Here is a 20,856-nt window from a genome sequence, read left to right as displayed (position 1 = left end):
TGCGGCGCGCCAGGGAGGAGCGGACGAGGGGGCCCGGATGAAGGGACGCGAGACTCCGGCGTCCGGCCGTGAGCTGAAGTTCCGGGCCCTTATGGCCGAGCTGCGGCGCGGCATTCTCGACGGCACCTGGCCACCCGGCAGCAAACTGCCCACGGAACGCGCCCTCGCCACCGAGACGGGCCTGTCGGTGACGACCGTCCGCCGCGCCTACGAGGACCTCGTCGCCCTCGGACTCGTCGAACGCCGCCAGGGCGCGGGCACCTTCGCCGCTTACCGGCCCGAACGCGACGCCGGCGGACAGCGGATCGTCGGCGTCCTCGTCCCCGACACCACGTTCTACTATCCGCGCGTCCTCCAGGGCATCGAGAAGGAACTCGCGACGGCCGGCGCCCGGCTCGTCCTCGCCTGCTCCCACTACGATCCCGCCGAGGAGGACGCCGCCGTCGCACGCCTCCTCTCGGCCGGCGTCCACGGCCTCCTCCTCGTCCCCAGCCTGCACACCGCCACCGACCCGGGGCGGCGGGCCGAGGAACTCCTCGCCCTGCCCGTCCCCGCCGTCCTCGTCGAGCGCCGGCTCACCGCCCACGGCCCCGGCGACCCCACCGAGCACGTCTGCACCGACCACGAGGGCGGCGCCTACGACGCCGTACGCCATCTGCGCGCCCTCGGCCACGAACGCCTCGGGCTCGTCGCCCGCACCGACGCGCCCACCACCGCGCCCATCGAGTCCGGCTTCGCCCGCGCACTCACCGACCTCGGGCTGCCCGCCGCCCCGGCGTACGAGCGGGACGTGATGGCATGCTGGGACCCGGCCCGCGCCGACCGGGCCCTCGCCGCACTGCGGGACGCCGGAGTCACCGCCGCGCTCTGCTTCGGCGACCGTGAGGCCGCGCTGATTCTCGGAGCGGCCCGCCGCGCCGGGCTCCGGGTCCCGGACGACCTCGCCCTGATCAGCTACGACAACGAGTTCGCCGACGTCGCGGAGACCCCGCTGACGGCCGTCTCGCCGCCCAAGTACCAGCTGGGCAGGCTCGCCGCGCAGATCCTGCTCCGTCGCCTCGCCGAGGGCGAGGCCGCCCCCCTGCACCAGGTGCAGCTGCGCCCCCGGCTCGTCGTCCGGGCCTCGTGCGGCGGTGGAGGCGTCACCGGGGGCACGCGCAAGGCCCGGGGGTGAGCCGTCCTCAGTGCGAACGGCTGTGTTCCGCCCCTCAGTTGAGCCCCCGGCAGCGCTGGGTCGTGTGATCCTTTCCGGAGCGTTCCGCCCGGCGGCCCGGGCGCCGGCCCGTATCCTGCGATCATGAACGGAACCGATGTCACGGACCTCGCGGAGATGCCGGACGACTGGCAGCGCGCGCTCGCCGTCGTCGCCCACCCCGACGACCTGGAATACGGCTGCGCGGCCGCCGTCGCCGCCTGGACGGACGCCGGGAAGGAGGTCGTCTACGTCCTCGCCACCCGGGGCGAAGCCGGTATCGACACCCTGGCCCCGGACGTCTGCGGTCCGCTGCGCGAGCGGGAACAGCGGGACAGCGCCGCCGTCGTCGGTGTGGAGACGGTCGAGTTCCTCGACCACCGCGACGGCGTGGTCGAGTACGGGCTCAGGCTCCGGCGTGACATCGCGGCCGCGATCCGCCGCCACCGCCCGGAACTCGTCGTCACCCTCAACCACCGCGACACCTGGGGCGGCGGCCCCGGCGCCCCCTGGAACACCCCCGACCACCTGGCCGTCGGCCGCGCCACGCTCGACGCGGCGGCCGACGCGGGGAACCGCTGGATCTTCCCCGAGCTCGCCGACCAGGGCCTGGAGCCCTGGAACGGCGTCCGCTGGGTCGCGGTGGCGGCCTCCAGCACTCCCACCCACGCGATCGACGCGACCCCGGGCCTGGACCGCGCGATCCGCTCGCTCCTCTGCCACCGCGCCTACATCGAGGCCCTGACGGACGAGGACCCGGAGTCGTACGTCCGCGACTTCCTCACGACGACGACGGACCGCGCCTCCGCGCGCTTCGGCGACCGCCCGGCGGTGACGTTCGAACTCTTCGCCCGCTGACGGCGTACGCCCCGCCGCCGCGCGCCCGGCCGTCACCCCCCCCCGCCGCGCGCCCGGTCGTCACCCCGGCGACGCGGGCCTGGCCGTCACCCCGGCGACGCGGGCTTCGCGCCGGGCCGGTCAGCCCATCGGCGCGGGCTTCAGCACCGCGAAGGTGGCGCCGAAGGGGTCGGTGAGCCAGGCGATGCGGCCGACGTCCGGGATGTCGGCCGGGGGCATCAGGACCGAGCCGCCGTTGCCCTGGGTGGACATGGTGATCGCGTCGGGGTCCTCGACCTCGAAGTACGGGATCCAGCGCGGGGTCTCGCTCGCGTCCTGGAGTTCCGCGGCGCCGCCGAAGGAGGCGTCCTCCTGGTCGCCCTCCGCGGTGGAGACCACCCGGTACGTCATGCCCGGAGCCTCCATCTCCGCCCACCGCCAGTCGAACAGGGCCCGGTAGAACCCGAGGACGGCCTCCGGGTCGGCGACGTGCAACTCGGCCCAGACGAGGGTGTTGGTGGACGAGGTCCGCTGCAGGCCCTCGATGGTGCCCGGCTGCCAGACCGAGAACTGGGCGCCGCCCGGGTCGGTGAGGGCGGCCATCCGGCCCGCGTCCATGACGTCGAAGGCCGGGAGGCGCACGGTGCCGCCCGCGGCCTCCGCGGCCTTGACGGTGGCGTCCGCGTCCGGTGTCCGGAAGTACACCGTCCAGGCGCTGCGCGCGCCCTCCTCGGTGAGCGGGCCCAGCGCGGCGACCGTGCGCCCGTCCTGCTGGAAGAAGCCGTAGCCCCCGGCGCCGGGTCCCGCCGAGCGGAACTCCCAGCCGAACACGGCGCCGTAGAACGCGGCCGCCGCCTCGGTGTCGGGACTGCCGAGGTCGAGCCAGTTGGGAGAACCCTTGGTGAACTGCGTACCGAGCATGAGAGGTGTCCTGTCCTTCCGTCGTCCGTCGATGTGGGCCGCCGTCCGGTTCCGTCGGCCTCCGGAGCCGCCGGACCCCACGGCATCAGGCCACCATGACCGATGCTCGTCCCTGGCTTCCCGCGGCGCAGCCCCATCCGCCGGGGTTCATCCGACCGGCCGACCGGCCGCCTTCGCCTCCAGGTCCGCGAACACCAGCTCGCCGTTGATCGCGACACCGGCCCGGTAGCCCCGGCTCACCGCGTTGACCACCTGTTCCTGCGGCCCGGTCACGTTCCCGGCCGCCCACACCCCGGGCACGCTCGTCCGGCCCGTCTCGTCCACCACCACGAACTCGCCGAAGGGGGTGGGACGGAGCTCCGCGCCGAGCTGCCGCAGCACCCCGTCGCGGGCCACGAGCCGCGAGGCCCCGGCGAAGAGGATCGAGCGGGCCACGGTCCGGCCGTCGGCGAGCCGCACCCCCGTCAGCCGGTCGTCCTCCACGAGAAGCCCCGCCACCTCGCCCCTCTCGACACGGACGCCCGCCGCGTCGAGGAGGGCCGCGTCGTGCTCCGACAACTCGCCGGCGGTGTGGAGGAACAGGGTCACGTCCTTGGACCAGTGGGCGACCATGAGCGCCTGGTGCGCGGGCATCGCCGGATGGGCGATCACCCCGAACGCCTCGTCGCGGACCTCCCAGCCGTGGCAGTACGGGCAGTGCAGCACGTCCCGTCCCCAGCGCTCGGCGAGCCCGCCGATCGCGGGGAGTTCGTCGACGAGCCCGGTGGTGACGACGAGCCGCCGCGCGCCGACGGTGTCCCCGTCCGCCAGGGCGAGGGTGAAACCGCCCCGGCCGTCGGGGGCCGCGCCCGTCACCTCACCGGCCCGCGTGTGGACTCCGTACCGGGCGATCTCGGCCCGCCCGGCCGCCAGGTATTCCGCCGGGCTCATGCCGTCCCTGCTCAGGACGCCCTGCATGTGCGCGGCGGGGGCGTTGCGCGGCTCGCCGGCGTCGACGACCAGGGTGCGGCGCAGTGACCGGCCCAGGACCAGGGCGGCGCTGAGCCCGGCCGCGCCCCCGCCGACCACCACTGCCTCGTACGCGTACGTGTCGTTGTTCCTCTGTGCGTTCATGGGCCGAGCGTCGCCCGGATCCAGTGATCCGGCAAACAGTCTTGCCGTTTCTGCAACACTGGACGCATGACCGAAGACGATCGCATCGACGCCGTCCTCCACGAGGTCGGCCCCCGGCTCCGCAGGGTGCGCCGCGACCGCGGGGTGACCCTGGCCGAGCTCTCCGCCGCCACCGGCATCTCCGTGAGCACGCTCTCCCGCCTGGAGTCGGGGCAGCGCAAGCCCAGCCTCGAACTGCTCCTGCCGCTCGCCCGCGCCCACCAGGTCCCGCTCGACGAGCTGGTCGGCGCACCGCCGACGGGCGACCCCCGGGTCCGGGCGAAGCCGATCGTGCGCCACGGCCGCACGATGTTCCCGCTGACCCGGCAGCCCGGCGGCCTCCAGGCGTACAAGGTGATCCAGGAGAAGCCGGCGGAGCGTCCCGAGCCGCGCGTCCACGAGGGCTACGAGTGGCTGTACGTCCTCTCGGGGAGACTCCGGCTCGTCCTCGGCGAGCACGACGTGATCCTCACGGCCGGGGAGGCGGCCGAGTTCGACACCCGCGTCCCGCACTGGTTCGGGCCGACGGACGACGGCCCGGTGGAGTTCCTGAGCCTCTTCGGCCCGCAGGGCGAGCGGATGCACGTCAGGGCCCGCCCGAAGAAGCCGGAGCGGTAGCCGGTATTCCCGTCGCGCCGAGCCGTTCCCAACAGAGCAAGCGACCGCTTAGTATGCAACCGACCGCTCGGTACGGAGGAGGCTTCCGGATGCAGGCATGGCGTGTGTACGAGAACGGGGAACCGGGCGCGGTGATGCGCCGCGAGGAGGTGACACCGCCCACGCCCGGCGACGGCCAGGTCCTGCTCAAGGTCCGCGCCGCGAACGTCAACTTCCCCGACGCGCTGCTCTGCCGCGGCCACTACCAGGTGCGCCCGCCGCTGCCCTTCACCCCCGGCGTGGAGGTCTGCGCCGAGACCGGGGACGGCCGCAGGGTCATCACCACCGCGGCCCTCCCGCACGGCGGCTTCGCGGAGTACGTGCTCGCCGACGCCGCCGGGCTGCTCCCCGCCCCCGAGTCGCTCGACGACGCGGAGGCCGCCGCCCTGCACATCGGTTACCAGACCGGCTGGTTCGGCCTGCACCGCCGCGCCGCCCTCCAGGAGGGCGAGACCCTGCTCGTCCACGCGGCGGCCGGCGGCGTCGGCAGCGCGGCCGTCCAGCTCGGCAAGGCGGCCGGCGCCACCGTCATCGGGGTCGTCGGCGGACCGGAGAAGGCCGCCGTCGCCTGCGCGCTCGGCTGTGACGTGGTGATCGACCGGCGCTCCGAGGACGTCGTCGCCGCCGTCAAGGCCGCGACGGGCGGCCGCGGCGCGGACGTGATCTACGACCCGGTCGGCGGGGACGCCTACCAGCAGTCCGCGAAGTGCGTCGCCTTCGAGGGGCGGATCGTGATCGTCGGCTTCGCGAGCGGCACCGTCCCCGCCCCCGCCCTCAACCACGCCCTGGTGAAGAACTACTCCGTCCTCGGCCTCCACTGGGGCCTGTACGCGGTGAAGGACCCGGCCTCCGTCGGGCGCTGCCACGAGGCCCTCACGGCCTACGCGGCGAAGGGCCTCATCAAGCCGCTCATCGGCGAACGCGTTCCCTTCGCCGAGGCCGCGGACGCCGTCCAGCGGGTCGCAGACGGCACCACCACCGGCCGGCTCGTCGTCCTCCCGGAAGGGGTCCGCGCATGACCGACGCCGAGGAACTCCGTGCGCTCACCAGGAAGTTGCTGGAAGAGCACCCGCCCGCCACCACCGACCGCACCGACTTCCTGCGCGCCCGCTTCGACGCCGGACTCGCCTGGGTGCACTACCCGGCCGGTCTCGGCGGACTCGACGCCCCGCGCGCGCTCCAGGCGGTCGTCGACGCCGAACTCGCCGCCGCGGGCGCCCCCGACAACGACCCGCGCAAGATCGGCATCGGCCTCGGCATGGCCGCCCCCACCGTCCTCGCCCACGGCTCCGAGGAGGTCAGGCAGCGCTTCCTCCGGCCGCTCTGGGTCGGTGAGGAGGTCTGGTGCCAGCTCTTCAGCGAGCCCGGCGCCGGCTCCGACCTCGCCGCGCTCGCCACCCGGGCCGTCAGGGACGACGCGGGGGACTGGATCGTGGACGGGCAGAAGGTGTGGACCTCCAGCGCCCACACCGCCCGCTGGGCCATCCTCATCGCCCGCACCGACCCGGACGCCCCCAAGCACCGGGGCATCACCTACTTCGTCTGTGACATGACCGACCCCGGCGTGGAGGTCAGGCCGCTGCGCCAGATCACCGGCGAGGCCGAGTTCAACGAGGTCTTCCTCACGGGCGTCCGCATCCCCGACGCCCACCGCCTCGGCGAGGTCGGCGACGGCTGGCGGGTCGCCCAGACCACCCTCATGAACGAGCGGGTCTCGATCGGCGGAGCCCGCATCCCCCGCGAGGGCGGCATGATCGGGAAGCTCGCCACGACCTGGCGCGAGCGGCCCGAGCTGCGCACCCACGACCTGCACCGCCGTCTCCTCGACCACTGGGTCGACGCCGAAGTGGCCAGGCTCGCCGGGGAACGGCTCCGACAGCAGCTCGTCGCGGGCCGCCCGGGACCCGAGGGCAGTGCCATGAAGCTGGCCTTCGCCCGCCTCAACCAGGCCATCAGCGGTCTTGAGGTGGAACTCCTCGGTGACGAGGGCCTGTTGTACGGGGAGTGGGAGATGCGCCGCCCCGAACTCGTGGACTTCACCGGCCGGGACGCCGGCTACCGCTATCTGCGGTCCAAGGGCAACTCGATCGAGGGCGGCACCAGCGAGGTGCTGCTCAACATCGTCGCCGAGCGGGTCCTCGGCCTGCCGCCCGAGCCCCGCAACGACAAGGACGTCGCCTGGAAGGACCTGGCCCGATGACAGACGTGACGGAACCGGCGGAGCCGACGACCGAGCTCGACCTGCTCTACTCCGAGACCGAGGACGACCTGCGGGCGGCCGTCCGCGCCCTGCTCACCGACCGGGCGGGACACCAGACCCTCCTGAGCCGGATCGAGACGGACAGCCCGTACGTCCCCGGTCTGTGGAAGTCCCTCGCCACCGACATCGGCGCCGCCGGCCTCCTCGTACCCGAGAAGCTCGGTGGCCAGGGCGCGAGCCACCGTGAGGCCGCCGTCGTCCTGGAGGAGCTCGGCCGCGCGGTGACCCCGCTGCCGTACCTCGCCAGTGCGGTGGTGGCCACCGAGACCCTGCTCGCCCTCGCGGGGGAGAGCGGCGCGGCGGCCGGGCTGCTCGCCGACCTCGCGGGCGGGGGCACGGTCGCGGTCCTCGCCGTCCCGTTCTCCACCGCGCCCGACGCGGAGCCCTCGTCCTCCTCCTCGGCGGCCGGGGTCGCCGACGCGGGCGCGGCCGACGTGTTCCTCGTCCCGCGCGCCGACGGTCTGTACGCCGTACCGGCCGGAGAGGCGACGGTCGAGGCGCAGACCCCGCTCGACCTCACCCGACCGCTCGCCCGGGTCACCACCCCGGACGGCAGCGGCACCCGGCTGGCGGGACCGGAGGCGGCCCGCGCGGCGGTCCGGCGCGGACTCCTGGCGGGGGCCGGGCTCCTCGCCTCCGAGCAGCTCGGCCTCGCCGAGTGGTGCCTGGAGGAGACCGTCAGGCACACCCGCGAGCGCCACCAGTTCAATCGGCCGGTCGGCTCCTTCCAGGCCCTCAAGCACCGCATGGCCCAGCTCTGGCTGGACCTCGTCGGGGCCAGGGCGGCGGCCCGCGCCGCCGCCGACGCGCTCGCCGCCGACAGCGCGGACGCCCCGCTGCTCGTGGCCGTCGCGCAGGCGTACTGCTCCAAGGCGGCCGTCCGGGCCGCCGAGGAGTGCGTCCAGCTGCACGGCGGGATCGGGATGACCTGGGAACACCCCGCGCACCTGGCGCTGAAGCGGGCCAAGTCCGACCAGATCGCCCTCGGATCGGCGGGCCGGCACCAGGACACGATCGCCGCCCTGGTGGGCCTGGAGCCGCCGCTGTAAGGGGCCCCTGTGTCCACACCCCTTTACATACTGTTTAATTGCGAGCTGTTCGCAATAACAGTTGATCTTCGAAGAGGTGTGGACACGATGACCGCCCGATTCCTCCGCGGCACGGCCGCCGCGACACTCGCGGGGGCCGTGGCCCTCACCGCCGCGGCCTGCACGAACCCCGGCCCCGCCGCCGGGGGCTCCGGCGGACCCAAGGATTCCGCGGTCGTCGGCATCGCCTACGAGCCCGAGACCCTCAGCCCCCTCCTCGGCTACGGCAAGGACGGCAACTCCAAGATCTTCGACGGGCTCCTCGCCTTCGACGCCGACATGAAGCTGCGGCCCGCCCTCGCCGCCGAACTGCCCCACGTCAGCGACGGCGGCCTCACCTACACGTACACCCTCCGCGAAGGGGTCACCTTCAGCGACGGTGTCCCCTTCACCTCGAAGGACGTCGTCTTCACCTACCGGACGATCCTCGACCCGAAGACGAACAACGCCTCCCGCACCGAGCTCGACGCCCTCAAGAGCGTCGAGGCGGTCGGCGACGACACCGTCGTCTTCCGCCTCAAGTACCCGTACGCCCCCTTCGCCGAGCGCACCGTCCAGGCCATCGCCCCGGAACACGTGGCCGCCAAGCAGGACGTCAACACCGGCGCGTTCACCACCAAGCCGATAGGCACCGGCCCGTTCGTCCTCACCGGCTGGTCCAAGGGCGAGAAGCTCTCCTTCAAGGCCAACCCGTCCTACTGGAACGGCGCACCCGCGGTGAAGAAGTTCACCATGGCGATCATCAAGGACGACGACGTCCGCGCCACCCGGCTGCGCGCCGGCGATCTCGACGGTGCCATCCTGCCGCCGAACCTCGCCGCCGGCTTCAAGGACGACAGGACGAAGAAGACCTGGACGGCCAGGACCTACGACTACCGCACCGTCACCCTCCCCACCCACCACCCCGTCACCGGCGACACCGCCGTCCGCCGCGCCCTCGACATCGCCGTCGACCGGCAGACCATGGTCGACAAGATCCTCGAAGGAGCCGGGAAGCCCGCCTACGGGCCCGTCCCCACCGACAGCCCCTGGTTCACCAAGGGCACCGAGCGCCGCCACGACCTCGCGGGCGCCCAGAAGATCCTCGACGAGGCCGGCTGGAAGCCCGGCCCCGACGGCGTCCGCGTCAGGAACGGTGTCCGCGCCGCCTTCCCGCTCTGGTACCTCTCCGGCGACAAGCTCCGCCAGGACCACGCCCTCGCCTATGTCTCCGACGCCAAGAAGGCCGGCATCGACATCACCGCCCAGGCCGGCACCTGGGAGGTCATCGAGCCCCGGATGAAGACCGACGCCGTCCTCGCCGGCGGCGGCTCGCCCGGCGACCCCGACTTCGACCAGTACCTGCTCCTGCAGTCCGGCCTCGCCGGCGACGGCTTCAACAACATGGCCTGGTACGACAACAAGACCGTCGACCGCGCCCTGGAGGACGGCCGCCGCACGAACGACCCCGCCGAGCGCCGCGCCGCGTACGACACCGTCCAGCGGGAACTGGTGAAGAACCCCGGCTACACCTTCCTCACCCACATCGACCACCTCTACGTCGTCGCCGACAACTGGGAGGGGCTGAGCACCCAGGTCGAACCGCACGACCACGGTCTCGCCTCCGGCCCCTGGTGGAACGTCCAGAGCTGGAAGCCCAAGGACAGCGGAGCGAAGCAGAAGTGAAGCGCCGCCTCCCCTGGGGGGCCATGGCGCGGATGACGGGACGGCGGATCCTGGCCGCCGTCCCCGTCCTCCTCGCGGTCACCTTCGCGGTGTTCGCCGTCGCCGAAGCCTCCCCCTTCGACCCCGTCAAGGCCTACGCGGGCACCGCGGGCCTCACCGCCTCGCAGGAGAACCTCGACCAGCTCCGCGCCAACCTCGGCGTCGACCGGCCCCTCCTCACCCGCTGGTGGGAGTGGCTCACCTCCGCCCTCACCGGCGACCTCGGCGACTCCTCCGTCATGCGCCGCCCGGTCGCCGACGTCATCGGCGAACGCCTCGGCTGGTCCGTGCTCCTCGCCGTCACCGCCTTTCTCGTCGCCATCGCCCTCGGCACGCTCCTCGGCGTCCTCGCCGGACGCCGCCGCGGCGGTCTCGTCGACCGGGCCGTCAGCTCCGCCGCCTACACCCTGGAAGCCGCCCCCGCGTTCTGGCTCGGCCTCCTCGCCATCTGGTTCTTCGCCCTGAAGCTCGGCGTCCTGCCGGCCGGCGGACTCACCGACACCGCGAGCGACACCGTGACCGCCGACCAGGTCGCCCGCCACCTCGTGCTGCCGGCGCTCGTCCTCGGCATCTCCCAGCTGCCCTGGTTCTTCCTGTACGTCCGCCAGGGCGTCGGCGACGCCCTCGACGAGGACCCCGTGCGCGGCGCCCGCGCCCGCGGCCTCGGCGAACGCACTGTCCTCACCGGCCACGCCCTCCGCTCCGGAATGCTGCCCATGCTCACCCTCATCGGGTCCCGCGTCCCCGAACTCATCACCGGCGCGCTGCTCGTGGAGACCGTCTTCAGCTGGCCCGGTATCGCCGCCGCCACCGTCCAGGCCGCCACCTCCGTCGACTTCCCGCTGCTCGCCGCGCTCACCGTCCTCGCCACCGCCGCCGTCCTCCTCGGCAACCTCCTCTCGGACCTGCTGTACGGACTCGCCGACCCGAGGGTGGGATTCGATGGCTGACCCGCGCACCCACCGCCTGCGGCTCTGGAGCTCCGCCCTGATCGTCGGCGCCGTCCTCCTCGCCGTCCTGCTCGTGCCCCCGCTCGTCCAGCTCGACGAACAGGCCGTCGACCTCTCCCGCAAGCTCCTGCCACCCTCCTGGACACACCCCTTCGGCACCGACGACCTCGGCCGCGACCTCCTCCTCCGCTGCGTCTACGGCCTGCGGATCTCGCTCCTCGTCGGACTCGTCGCCGCGCTCGTCGCCACCGTCGTGGGTACCGCCGTCGGAGCCGCCGCCGGCGCGCTCGGCGGCTGGACCGACCGCACCCTCATGCGGCTCGTCGACACCTTCTCCTCCGTACCGCACCTGCTGCTCGGCATCTTCGTCGTCGCCCTCTTCCGGCCCGGCGTCTGGCCCGTCATCGTCTCCGTCGCCGTCACCCACTGGCTCTCCACCGCCCGGATCGTGCGCTCCGAGGTCCTCTCCCTGCGCACCCGCCCCTTCGTCGACGCCGCCGTCTCCGGCGGCGCCTCGCGGTGGCGGGTCGCGGTCCGCCACCTGCTGCCCGCCGTGCTGCCGCAGGCCGGCCTCGCCGCCGTCCTGATGGTCCCGCACGCCATGTGGCACGAGTCCGCGCTGTCCTTCCTCGGCCTCGGACTCCCCAGCCACCAGGCCAGCCTCGGCAACCTCGTACAGAACGCGCGCTCCTCGCTGCTCGCGGGGGACTGGTGGCCCACCCTCTTCCCCGGCCTCCTCCTCATCGTCCCCACCCTCGCCATCGCGGGCCTCGCGGGCGTGTGGCGGGACCGCCTCAACCCGCGCCGCCGATCGGAGCTGATGCTGTGAGCGCCCCCAACGCCTCAGGAGACCGACTCCTCCGCGCACTCGACGCCGTCACCGCAGAACGGGCCGAGGACGCCGTCCTCAGTGTCCGCGACCTCACCGTCCGCTTCCGGCTGCGCGGCGGCCGGACCGTCGCCGCCGTCACCGACGCGGGCTTCGACCTCGCGGCGGGCGAGTGCCTCGCCCTCGTCGGCGAGAGCGGCTGCGGCAAGTCCGTCCTCGCCTCCGCCCTCCTCGGTCTGCTCCCCGGCAACGCCGAGACGTCCGGCACCGCGTCGACCGACGGAATCGACCTGCTCGCAGCCGACGAGAAGACCCTCGCCCGCACCGTACGGGGCCGCCGCGTCGGCCTCGTACCGCAGAGCCCCGCCGCCCACCTCACCCCCGTCCGCACCGTACGGTCCCAGTTGGAGGAGACCGTCCGCGCCCTCACTGGCACCTCCCGCCGCGCCCGGCGGAAGGCCGCGGAGGACGCGGCCGAACGGGCCGCCTTCCCCGCCGGGCACCTCGACCGCTATCCGCACGAACTCTCCGGCGGCCTCGCCCAGCGCGCCGCCACCGCCCTCGCCCTCATCGGCGACGCCCGGCTGCTGCTCGCCGACGAACCGACCACCGGACTCGACCGCGACCTCGTCGACCGCACCGTCGACGAACTGCGCCGTCACACCGACGACGGCCGCGCCCTGCTGCTCATCACCCATGACCTGGCCGCCGCCGAGCGCATCGCCGACCGTGTCGCCGTCATGTACGCGGGCCGCATCATCGAGATCGCCCCCGCGCACCGCTTCTTCGGCCCCACCGGCCCCCGCCACCCCTACGCCCGGGGGCTCCTCGACGCGCTCCCCGAGCGGGCCTTCACCCCGATCCCCGGCATGCCGCCGGAGCTGTCCGCGCTGCCCGAGGGCTGCGCCTTCGCCCCGCGCTGCCCCCGCGCCACCGAACTCTGCGCCACCCGCCCCGCGTTCCACGCCGGAGTGGCCTGCCACCACCCGGAGCGGCCCCGTGCTTGAACTCGACACCGTCACCGCCGGATACGACCGCCGCGCCCCCGTCTTCCGAGGTGCCTCGCTGACCGTCGCCCCCGGCGAGTCCGTCGGACTCCTCGGCCCCAGCGGCTGCGGCAAGTCCACCCTCGCCCGGGTCGCCGCCCTCCTGCACCGTCCCGAGGCGGGTCGCCTCGTCCTCGACGGCGCCGAGGTCCGGGCCTGGCGCCACCGCGCCCCGCGCGCACTCCGCACCGCCGTCGGCGTGGTCTTCCAGCAGCCCCGTACCGCCGCCGACCCCCGGCTCACCCTCACCGACCTGATCGCCGAACCCCTGCGCGCCACCGGCCGCCGCGCCGAGGCGGCCGACCGGGTCGCCGCACTCGCCCCCGCCGTCGGACTCACCGCCGACCTGCTCGGCCGCCGCCCCCACGAGGTCAGCGACGGTCAGCTCCAACGGGCCTGCCTGGCACGCGCGTTGACGCTGCGGCCGCGCTGGCTGATCTGCGACGAGATGACCGCGATGCTCGACGCCTCCACCACGGCCGCCCTGGTCGCCGCCGTCGAGAGCTACCGGGCCGAGACCGGCGCCGGCCTCCTCGCCGTCGGCCACGACCGCGTCCTCCTGAACCGCTGGTGCGACCGTACGGTGGAGTGGAAGGACTGCCTGTCCGCCGCGGCCTGACCACATCTCACCCGTATGGCCGCCCCGCCATACGCCCGGACGGACCGCCCATTCCGCCACACTGTCGGCCGAACGCCGCAATTCCCATGCGGCGCAAGGAGGACGTGAGAGCGATGGCCGTTTCCATTTCTGTCGTGGTGCTGCTGCTGGTCCTGGCCGTGATCTTCCTGCGGAGCGGCGGACTCAAGGTCACCCACGCGCTCGTCTGCGCCCTGCTGGGCTTCTTCCTCGCCGGCACGAGCATGGCGCCCACCATCCACAACGGCGTCGCCGCCACCGCCAACGTCGTCTCCAGCCTCAAGCCGTGAGCACCGCACGGCAAGGGACGCGCGAAAGCCGCCGCGGGAAGCAGGTCCCCGGGCGGCTTCCCGTACCGGTCAGACCATCTCGGGCACCTCGCCGACGGTCGTCTTGACGTCGATCACGGCGAACGCGGCACCCTGCGGGTCCAGGATCGCCGCGAACCGGCCGAAGGGGCTGTCCATCGGCCCGAACACCTTGCGCCCGTCGAGACGTTCGGCCGCCTCGACGGCCTTGTCGCAGTTGTCCACGGCGAAGTACACCTGGATGTACGAGGGGACCTCCGGCGGGAACTCCTCCGTCATCACCATCCGGCCGAGCACCGGATCGGCACCGAGGTCGAAGACCCGGTAGTCCATCTCCCCGTCCTGCATCGTCTTGGACCGGTAGCCGAAGACCGAGCTGAAGAAGTCGTCCGCCTTCGCCGGCTCCCGGGTGAAGACCTCGGCCCAGACGTACGAGCCGCTCTCGCCCTCCAGCTCGAAGCCCTCGTGCGTGCCCGGCTGCCAGACACCGAAGACGGCGCCCGACGGCTCCCGCGCGATGCACATCGAGCCGAACTCGCCGACCTGCATCGGCTCCATCAGAACGGTGCCGCCCGCGCCGCGGATCTTCTCCGCCGTGGCCGAGACGTCCGGCGAGGAGAAGTACAGACACCAGGCCGACTGCGGCTCCCCGTCCTGCCCCGGCATCGGCGGGACCACGGCCGCGACCGCCTTGCCGTTCTTGTACGCCTGTGTGTAGTTGCCGAATTCCGTTGAGGACTCGCCGAAGGTCCAGCCGAGCACGTCGCCGTAGAACGTCTTGGCGCCCTCGACGTCGGTGAACATCGCGTCGGTCCAGACCGGCGTGCCTTCAGGTCGTGCGGCCATGACGGTGACTCCCACTTCCGATTCGATGACGTGTTCCTGTGGGCCACGCTAGTCACGCTCGCTCCGCGCCGCTCGGTGACGCGGTCCGACCGGATCCGAAGACCGCACCCTCGGCGTCGACGACGTGGGCCGCCGCCTCGCCCGCACGCTGCCGCGCCGAGCGGGCGGCGCGTCAGTCCGGCAGCCGGCCCATCGCGTAGCGGTGGAACGGACCGCCCGGCAGCGGAAGGCCGGGCCGCCACATCCGCAGCACCTGCGCCGACGGCACGAACAGCGCCTCCGGCAGGCGGTCCGGGTCCGTCCACTCCCAGCGCTCGATCTTGTCCGGCTCGGCCACGGTCGGCACCCCGCGGAAGCTCCGCAGCACCGTGGCCGCCGTCATCCGGGTCAGCAGCGAGGAGGTGACGGAGTCCAGGACAAGACCGACGACCTCCACGTCGGCCGCGTCCGCGACGAGCGTCGTCTCCTCGGCCAGCTCGCGGACCGCCGCCTCCTCGACGGACTCACCCGGCTCGACCATCCCGCCCGGCAGCTCCCACACCCCGGAGCGGTGCAGCCCGAGGAGCACCCGCCCGGCCTCGTCCGTCACCACCACCCCCGCGCCGAGAGAGGCCTGGGCGACCGGCGGCCGGACATTGCGGTGGGCGGCGGCGGCCGCCTCGGCGGTGTTCATGATCCTCTTCTACCAGCCGTGCTCCCCGCGCCGCCACAGAGCTACCGGGCCACCGGGGGAACCACGGCCACCGGGCAGTGCGCGTGGTGCAGCACCGCGTGCGCGACCGAACCGACGAGCAGCGACCCGAAGCGGTGCCGGTGGTGACGGCCCACGACAAGGAGACCGGCGTCCCGCGAGCCCTCCACGAGCAGACCCGCCGCGTCCCCCGGCATCACCACGGGAACGAGATCGACCTCCGGCCGGCGCGCGGCGAAGGGCCGCAGCCGCTCCTCCTGCTCCCGTCGGCCCTCCCGTACCAGCGAGTCCTCCATGTCGTCCGCGAGGGGCAGCGGGGGAGGCACCTGGAGCGCCGGGGACGGAGCGACGACCAGGGCGCCCGGCTGCGGAGGCAGCCGGAACGCCGTCACGACCTCCAGCGGTACGCCACGGTGGTGCGCCGCCTCGAAGGCGAAGGCCACCACCTCGTCCGGGGTCTCCTCCGTGTGCAGTCCGAGCAGGACCCTGCCGGCCCTCGCGCCGCTCTCCAGGGCGGCCGTGCGCGCCTCGTGCGGAACGACGACGAGCGGACAGGGGGCCGTCGCGGCGAGCGCCCGGCTGGTCGAACCGAGCAGCAGGCTCGCGAAGCCGCCGTGCCCGCGGGAACCGGTGACCAGGAGCCGCGCGCCCCGCGCGGCGGCCGGCAGCGCGTCGGTCACGGACCCGTCGAGGGACTCGTACCGCACGGGAAGGGTGTGCCCGTGCTCCTCGACCACGGTCCGTACGGCCGTGACGACCGTGTCGGGAAGCTCGGGGGAGGGGCCGAGGGAGGCGATCCGGGCAGCGCCGAGCTGGAGGGCGTCGGACCGCACATGGGCCACGACCAGCGGTGCCCCCAGGAGCTCGGCCGCGCCGATGGCCCACTCCAGGGCCCGGAGACTGTGCTCGGATCCGTCCACGCCCACGACGACCGGCGGCTCGGACGCGCTGCTCAGGTCGCCCATGGGGGACCTACTCATGTCGGAAGCACTCATGAGGGAATGACTCCCGTGCCCGGCGCCGCGCCACACCCGTCCGGGCGTGGCACGGCGGGACGGTCAGGCGTTCTCGTCGCGGCGCGCCCGCTCCGCGTCGCGCTCCTTGATGCGGACGGTCTCCTTGCGGACCTCCGCCTGGGTGGCCCGCTCCTTCTGGAGCCACTCGGGGAGCTCCTGCTTGAGCACGTCGATCTGCTCGGTGGTGAGCGGATCGGTGATACCACCGCGCGCGAGACCGGCGATGGAGATGCCGAGCTTCTGCGCGACCACCGGGCGGGGGTGCGGGCCGTTCTTCCGGAGCTCCTGGAGCCAGGCGGGCGGGTTCGCCTGGAGCTCGTTCAGCTCGGTGCGCGAGACGACACCCTCCTGGAAGTCTGCGGGGGTGGCCTCGAGGTACACACCCAGCTTCTTCGCCGCGGTGGCGGGCTTCATCGTCTGGGTGTTCTGGTGCGACGTCATGGTGTCAAGGGTATCGAGCGTGCGGGCGAGTTCCGACCACGGCAGCTACCGGTAACCTGGCGGAGTGACAGGCTCGGACGCTTCCCCCTCGGACACCCCGGCGGATTCCCCCGCGGTCTCCCCCTCTGCCCCCTCCTCCGGCACCCCCGCCTTCCGGCTGGCGTACGTGCCCGGAGTGACGCCCTCGAAGTGGGTGCGGGTCTGGAACGAGCGCCTGCCCGACGTGCCCCTCGCCCTCCTCGCCGTGACACCCGCCGAGGCCTTCGGCGCGCTCCGGGAGGGCGCGGCCGACGCCGGCCTGGTCCGGCTGCCCGTCGACCGGGACGACCTCAGCGCCATCCCGCTCTACACGGAGACGACCGTCGTCGTCATCCCCAAGGACCACCTGCTCGCGGCGGCCGAGGAGGTGACGGCCGAGGACCTCGCCGAGGAGCTCGTGCTGCACCCTCTCGACGACACCCTCGGCTGGGAGCGGCCGCCCGGCCGCCCGGCGAACGAGCGCCCGGAGACGACGGCCGACGCGATCGAGCTGGTCGCGGCGGGCGTCGGCCTGCTCGCCGTGCCCCAGTCACTGGCCCGGCTCCACCACCGCAAGGACCTCACCTACCGGACGCTGACCGAGGTCCCGCAGTCGCGGGTCGCCCTCTCGTGGGCGGCCGCCGACGAGGCCCCGGACCTGGTGGAGGAGTTCATCGGCATCGTGCGCGGCCGCACGGTCAACAGCACGCGGGGCCGCCGCGCCGAGGCCCAGAAGGGCCAGAAGCAGCCGAAGAAGGAGCAGAAGCCCACCAGGTCCGGGAAGCCGGGCGCGGGCTCGCGCACCGGTGGCAGGCCGGCGGCGGCCCGCAAGGGCGGCGGCAAGGGCGGCGGCTCCGGCCGCGGCAAGGGCGGGAAGCCCCGCGGCCGGTCCTGATCCACTCGGTGCTGTCCGTACGGCGGACGGCACACGACGGGGCGGACACCCCTCGGCATACTGACCCCTCCTGATCATCGAGATCACGCAGGAGGAGCTTTGGCCGCCAGTTTCAGGACCGTCGTCGAGGTGGGACCGGACCATCTCGAACGGGCCCGGTCCATCGACCGGGTGTTCCAGGAGGCGATCGCGCCCGCGACCGTCAACTTCGACTTCGAGGCGATACGGGCGGCTGCCGCGGCCGTCCCCGACACCACCGTCGTACGGATGGTCCGGGGCTGGGGGCTCCAGGAGCACGCCCCCGTCCTGGTCATGGTGCTCTCGCTGAAGGAGGCCGTCCGGCAGGCCCTTCCCCCGGAGTACGCGGAAGCGGGGTTCTGGGGGACCGTCGAGCGGGAGCTCGTCGAGGCCTTCACCCACCTCGCCGGGCAGGAGGGGCGGCCCGGACTCTCCTTCTACGAGGAGTCCGAGCACCGCACCCGCTTCTACCGGGACCTCTTCTTCGCCCTCCAGGACGAGGCGACCGGACAGGACGTCTACGCCCTCGCCTTCTGCGTCGACGTGACCGTCGAACTGCCGAAGGCGGAGACCGTCGCCCTGGAACTGACGGACGTCGTCCCCTTCGCCGTCCGGCTCAACGCGATCGTGGTCCGCCAGACGGCGGCCGCGGACGCCACCGTCTGAGCCGCACCGGCCCGCCGTCCCGGGCCGGAACACACTCGGGCCATCAACCCCGGCGGCCAACCCCGGCGGTCAGTCCTGGCGCCGCCACCGTCCGCCACGCGCCGCCGCGACGAGCTCCGGCACCGTCGCCAGTTTCACCAGCGGACGCCCGGCCTCCCGGCCCCTGGCCCGCTCCGTCCTGTCGATGGCCGCGAGACCGCGTGCGTCGACGAGGTGCCGGCTGCGGCTCCTGGCCAGCCTGCGGAACTCCTTGGCCGTGCCCTTCGGCGCCGGCAGCGCACCGGCGACCGCGTCCGCGAGCAGCGTCCCGACCGTCTCCTCGGCACAGGCCCGGTTGGCGCCGATACCCCCGGTGGGCCCGCGCTTGATCCAGCCGACGACGTACCCGCCGGGCAGCCCCGCCACCCGCCCGGCCTCGTGCGGCACCGTGCCGGTCGCCTCGTCGAAGGGCAGCCCGGGCAGCGGGACACCCCGGTAGCCGATCGCCCGTACGAGGAGCTCCGCCCCGATCTCCGTACCGGAGGGTGATCCCTCCTCCGTCACCCGGACCGCCCGCACGGCGTCGGTTCCCAGCGCCTCGACGGGCGCGGAGTGGAAGCGGAGCACGATCCGGCGCCGGTCCCGCGCGGGCCCCCGCGTCCAGTCCACCGTCTCCCGGGCCACGTCCCGCAGCAGCGCCGCCTTCTCCCCGGCCGCCGCCGCGTCGACGGCCGCGCCGGTGCGCGGGTCCCGGTCGTCGAGGACCAGGTCCACGCCCGGCAGGTGCTTGAGGGCGAGCAGTTCGGACGCTGTGTACGCCGCGTGCTCGGGTCCACGGCGGCCGAGCAGCACCACCTCGCGGACCCGGTTCTCCCGCAGTGCCGCGAGGGCGTGGTCGGCGATGTCCGTTCCGGCGAGGCCGTCCGGGTCCATGACGAGGACGCGGGCGACGTCGAGCGCGACGTTGCCGTTGCCGACGACGACGACCCGCCCGGCGGAGAGCCGGACGGCGTCCGCGCCGGTCTCGGGATGCGCGTTGTACCAGGAGACGACGGAGCTCGCCGGGACGCTGCCGGGCAGATCCTCGCCGGGGATGCCGAGCCGCCGGTCGGCGGGCGCGCCCACGGCGTAGATCACCGCGTCGTGGTGCGCGGCGAGTTCCTCGACGGTGACGTCCTTGCCGATCTCCACGCCGAGCCGCATCCGCACCCGGGGGTGGGAGTGGAAGCGGCCGAGGGTCTCGCCCGCGCCCTTGGTCGCCGGGTGGTCCGGCGCCACTCCGTACCGGAGGAGTCCGCCGGCCACCGGCAGCCGGTCGATCAGGGTCACCTCCGCGGCGGTGTGCAGGAGGAGGTCCTCGGCGGCGTACATGCCCGCGGGCCCGGTGCCGACGACCGCGATCCGCAGCGGCGCGAAGTCGGCGGGCAGCGAGCGGGGGAACGAGGGCGCGCCCCAGGTGTGGAAGGTGGGCGAGGCCAGGGCCGGGGCGGGCGTCCGGTCCGCGTAGTACTCGGCGTTGATCGCCTCGTACTCCCGCAGCCGTCCGGTGAGACGGTCGGCCGGGAAGACCGCGTCGACGGGGCAGGCATCGGCGCAGGCACCGCAGTCGATGCAGGCCTTGGGGTCGATGTACAGCATCTCCGTGGTCCCGAAGTCCGGCTCCTCGGGCGTCGGGTGGATGCAGTTGACCGGGCAGACGGCGACGCAGGTGGCGTCGTTGCAGCAGGTCTGGGTGATCGCGTAGGTCATGTCGTCGGCTCTGCTCTGCTCGGCTCGGAGGGGTCAGACGAGGTGGGCGCGCTGGTAGAAGAAGAGCGCGGGCCGGGTCAGCATCCCGACGTCGGCCAGGAACTCCATCAGGCCGGAGCAACTGGCGCGCAGCTGCGCCTTGTAGTGCTCGTTGGCGGCCGCCTCGCGGCGGGCCCGCTCGGGGTCGAGTCCGGCCCGCACGTACACCTCGGGGCTCACCAGGCTGGTGATGATGTAGTACGCGGCGATGGCGACCACGAGGGCCTGGAAGTGACGGCGCGTCCTGCTCGCGCGGGCGAGGTGGCGGCGCGTCTCGTCCCGGGCGAACTTCATGTGCCGGGACTCCTCGACGACATGGATGTTGCTGATGGTGCGGACGAAGGGGACGACCCGCTCGTCGCGCATCCAGTCGCGCTGCATGACGTCGAGGACCTCCTCGGCGACGAGGATGCCCGCGTACGCGGCTTCGCCGAAGCCGACGGTCTTCATCAAGCGCCCGAGTTCGAGGACGGCCCGCTTGGGCCGGTACGCGGGGGCGCCGAGCTTCTGGGAGCCACGGGCGAACATGATCGAGTGCCGGCACTCGTCGGCGATCTCGGTGAGGGCCCACTGGAACCGGGGATCGGTGTGGTCCATGCGGTAGATGTCGCGGAGCACCATCTGCTGGAGGATCATCTCGAACCAGATGCCGGTGCTGGCGACCGAGGCGGTCTCCTGCCGGGTCAGCTCCTTGCGCTGTTCCTCGGTCATCTCGTTCCAGTACGCGGTGCCGTAGAGGGAGTTCCACTCGGGGCTCTGCCCGTGGAAGTCCTTGTCGAGGGGGGAGTCCCAGTCGACTTCGACGGCGGGGTCGTACGAGAGCTTCGCGGCCGATCGGAGCAGCCGCTCGGCGACGTCCGAGTCGGTGACGTGCGGGTGGTCCGGGCGAGCGGTGCTGCTGGCCATGGTGCGGCTCC

22 protein-coding genes are annotated in these 20,856 nt (G+C 73.5%); 14 read left to right on the top strand and 8 right to left on the bottom strand.

Features of this window, described 5'->3' with window-relative positions; all coding sequences use genetic code 11:
* Positions 1–37: 37 nt before the first annotated feature.
* Together ACFVYX_RS15285 and ACFVYX_RS15280 are read left to right on the top strand one after the other, a co-directional pair.
* Complete coding sequence (locus ACFVYX_RS15285; protein WP_389681819.1) at positions 38–1,174, top strand: substrate-binding domain-containing protein; 1,137 nt, start codon at positions 38–40, stop codon at positions 1,172–1,174.
* Positions 1,175–1,297: 123 nt separating this feature from the next.
* On the top strand, positions 1,298–2,050 hold the full coding sequence (locus ACFVYX_RS15280) for a PIG-L deacetylase family protein (protein WP_389681818.1): 753 nt from the start codon (positions 1,298–1,300) through the stop codon (positions 2,048–2,050).
* Positions 2,051–2,170: 120 nt separating this feature from the next.
* Here ACFVYX_RS15280 and ACFVYX_RS15275 read toward each other — a convergent pair whose 3' ends face one another.
* Positions 2,171–2,950, bottom strand: coding sequence for a VOC family protein (locus ACFVYX_RS15275; RefSeq protein WP_389681817.1), 780 nt, complete (start codon positions 2,948–2,950; stop codon positions 2,171–2,173).
* A 147-nt stretch (positions 2,951–3,097) separates the two neighbouring features.
* The gene (locus ACFVYX_RS15270) at positions 3,098–4,063 is read right to left on the bottom strand and encodes an NAD(P)/FAD-dependent oxidoreductase (RefSeq protein ID WP_389681816.1); all 966 of its coding nucleotides are present in this window, start codon (positions 4,061–4,063) and stop codon (positions 3,098–3,100) included.
* 66 nt (positions 4,064–4,129) lie between these two features.
* Between ACFVYX_RS15270 and ACFVYX_RS15265 the strand changes: the two genes are divergently transcribed.
* From ACFVYX_RS15265 to ACFVYX_RS15220, 10 genes are all read left to right on the top strand, one after another.
* Complete coding sequence (locus ACFVYX_RS15265; protein WP_389681815.1) at positions 4,130–4,720, top strand: helix-turn-helix domain-containing protein; 591 nt, start codon at positions 4,130–4,132, stop codon at positions 4,718–4,720.
* A gap of 89 nt (positions 4,721–4,809) precedes the next feature.
* Positions 4,810–5,778 carry an NADPH:quinone oxidoreductase family protein gene (locus ACFVYX_RS15260; protein WP_389681814.1) on the top strand — a complete coding sequence of 323 codons (969 nt, stop codon included), beginning with the start codon at positions 4,810–4,812 and terminating at the stop codon, positions 5,776–5,778.
* Positions 5,775–6,959, top strand: coding sequence for an acyl-CoA dehydrogenase family protein (locus tag ACFVYX_RS15255; RefSeq protein WP_389681813.1), 1,185 nt, complete (start codon positions 5,775–5,777; stop codon positions 6,957–6,959). Before ACFVYX_RS15260 ends, ACFVYX_RS15255 begins: the two co-directional genes overlap by 4 nt.
* A gap of 5 nt (positions 6,960–6,964) precedes the next feature.
* The gene (locus tag ACFVYX_RS15250; protein WP_389681839.1) at positions 6,965–8,068 is read left to right on the top strand and encodes an acyl-CoA dehydrogenase family protein; all 1,104 of its coding nucleotides are present in this window, start codon (positions 6,965–6,967) and stop codon (positions 8,066–8,068) included.
* Between the two features lie 87 nt (positions 8,069–8,155).
* Complete coding sequence (locus tag ACFVYX_RS15245; RefSeq protein WP_389681812.1) at positions 8,156–9,772, top strand: ABC transporter substrate-binding protein; 1,617 nt, start codon at positions 8,156–8,158, stop codon at positions 9,770–9,772.
* Positions 9,769–10,761, top strand: a complete 993-nt coding sequence (locus ACFVYX_RS15240; RefSeq protein ID WP_389681811.1) for an ABC transporter permease — start codon at positions 9,769–9,771, stop codon at positions 10,759–10,761. The genes ACFVYX_RS15245 and ACFVYX_RS15240 overlap by 4 nt, the downstream gene beginning before the upstream one ends.
* Positions 10,754–11,590, top strand: coding sequence for an ABC transporter permease (locus ACFVYX_RS15235; RefSeq protein WP_389681810.1), 837 nt, complete (start codon positions 10,754–10,756; stop codon positions 11,588–11,590). The genes ACFVYX_RS15240 and ACFVYX_RS15235 overlap by 8 nt, the downstream gene beginning before the upstream one ends.
* 110 nt (positions 11,591–11,700) lie before the next feature.
* Positions 11,701–12,597 carry an ABC transporter ATP-binding protein gene (locus ACFVYX_RS15230; RefSeq protein WP_389681838.1) on the top strand — a complete coding sequence of 299 codons (897 nt, stop codon included), beginning with the start codon at positions 11,701–11,703 and terminating at the stop codon, positions 12,595–12,597.
* A complete protein-coding gene (locus tag ACFVYX_RS15225; RefSeq protein WP_389681809.1) occupies positions 12,590–13,255 on the top strand; it encodes an ABC transporter ATP-binding protein in 666 nt (221 codons plus the stop codon). The genes ACFVYX_RS15230 and ACFVYX_RS15225 overlap by 8 nt, the downstream gene beginning before the upstream one ends.
* Before the next feature lie 113 nt (positions 13,256–13,368).
* A complete protein-coding gene (locus tag ACFVYX_RS15220) occupies positions 13,369–13,563 on the top strand; it encodes a hypothetical protein (protein ID WP_367827185.1) in 195 nt (64 codons plus the stop codon).
* Positions 13,564–13,632: 69 nt separating this feature from the next.
* On the opposite strand, the gene ACFVYX_RS15215 is transcribed toward ACFVYX_RS15220, so the two are convergent.
* From ACFVYX_RS15215 to ACFVYX_RS15200, 4 genes are all read right to left on the bottom strand, one after another.
* A complete protein-coding gene (locus ACFVYX_RS15215) occupies positions 13,633–14,427 on the bottom strand; it encodes a VOC family protein (protein ID WP_389681808.1) in 795 nt (264 codons plus the stop codon).
* Positions 14,428–14,599: 172 nt separating this feature from the next.
* Positions 14,600–15,100: an NUDIX hydrolase gene (locus ACFVYX_RS15210; protein ID WP_389681807.1), complete on the bottom strand. Its 501-nt coding sequence runs from the start codon at positions 15,098–15,100 to the stop codon at positions 14,600–14,602.
* A 41-nt stretch (positions 15,101–15,141) separates the two neighbouring features.
* Positions 15,142–16,098 carry a universal stress protein gene (locus ACFVYX_RS15205; protein WP_389681805.1) on the bottom strand — a complete coding sequence of 319 codons (957 nt, stop codon included), beginning with the start codon at positions 16,096–16,098 and terminating at the stop codon, positions 15,142–15,144.
* Positions 16,099–16,176: 78 nt separating this feature from the next.
* A complete protein-coding gene (locus ACFVYX_RS15200; RefSeq protein WP_389681804.1) occupies positions 16,177–16,575 on the bottom strand; it encodes a DUF5997 family protein in 399 nt (132 codons plus the stop codon).
* 64 nt (positions 16,576–16,639) lie between these two features.
* Between ACFVYX_RS15200 and ACFVYX_RS15195 the strand changes: the two genes are divergently transcribed.
* Together ACFVYX_RS15195 and ACFVYX_RS15190 are read left to right on the top strand one after the other, a co-directional pair.
* A complete protein-coding gene (locus ACFVYX_RS15195) occupies positions 16,640–17,488 on the top strand; it encodes a LysR family substrate-binding domain-containing protein (RefSeq protein WP_389681803.1) in 849 nt (282 codons plus the stop codon).
* A gap of 99 nt (positions 17,489–17,587) precedes the next feature.
* Entirely contained in the window at positions 17,588–18,172 is a 585-nt protein-coding gene (locus ACFVYX_RS15190) for a Type-2Aa cytolytic delta-endotoxin (RefSeq protein ID WP_389681802.1), read from the top strand.
* A gap of 69 nt (positions 18,173–18,241) precedes the next feature.
* Here ACFVYX_RS15190 and ACFVYX_RS15185 read toward each other — a convergent pair whose 3' ends face one another.
* Both ACFVYX_RS15185 and ACFVYX_RS15180 read right to left on the bottom strand, forming a co-directional pair.
* The gene (locus ACFVYX_RS15185) at positions 18,242–19,900 is read right to left on the bottom strand and encodes an FAD-dependent oxidoreductase (protein WP_389681801.1); all 1,659 of its coding nucleotides are present in this window, start codon (positions 19,898–19,900) and stop codon (positions 18,242–18,244) included.
* Between the two features lie 33 nt (positions 19,901–19,933).
* Positions 19,934–20,845: a diiron oxygenase gene (locus tag ACFVYX_RS15180; RefSeq protein ID WP_389681800.1), complete on the bottom strand. Its 912-nt coding sequence runs from the start codon at positions 20,843–20,845 to the stop codon at positions 19,934–19,936.
* Between the last annotated feature and the right edge of the window lie 11 nt (positions 20,846–20,856).

Origin of the sequence: Streptomyces sp. NPDC058326 (genome assembly GCF_042879855.1) — a bacterium.
Lineage (GTDB): Bacteria > Actinomycetota > Actinomycetes > Streptomycetales > Streptomycetaceae > Streptomyces.
This window is presented reverse-complemented; position numbering and strand designations above follow the sequence as displayed.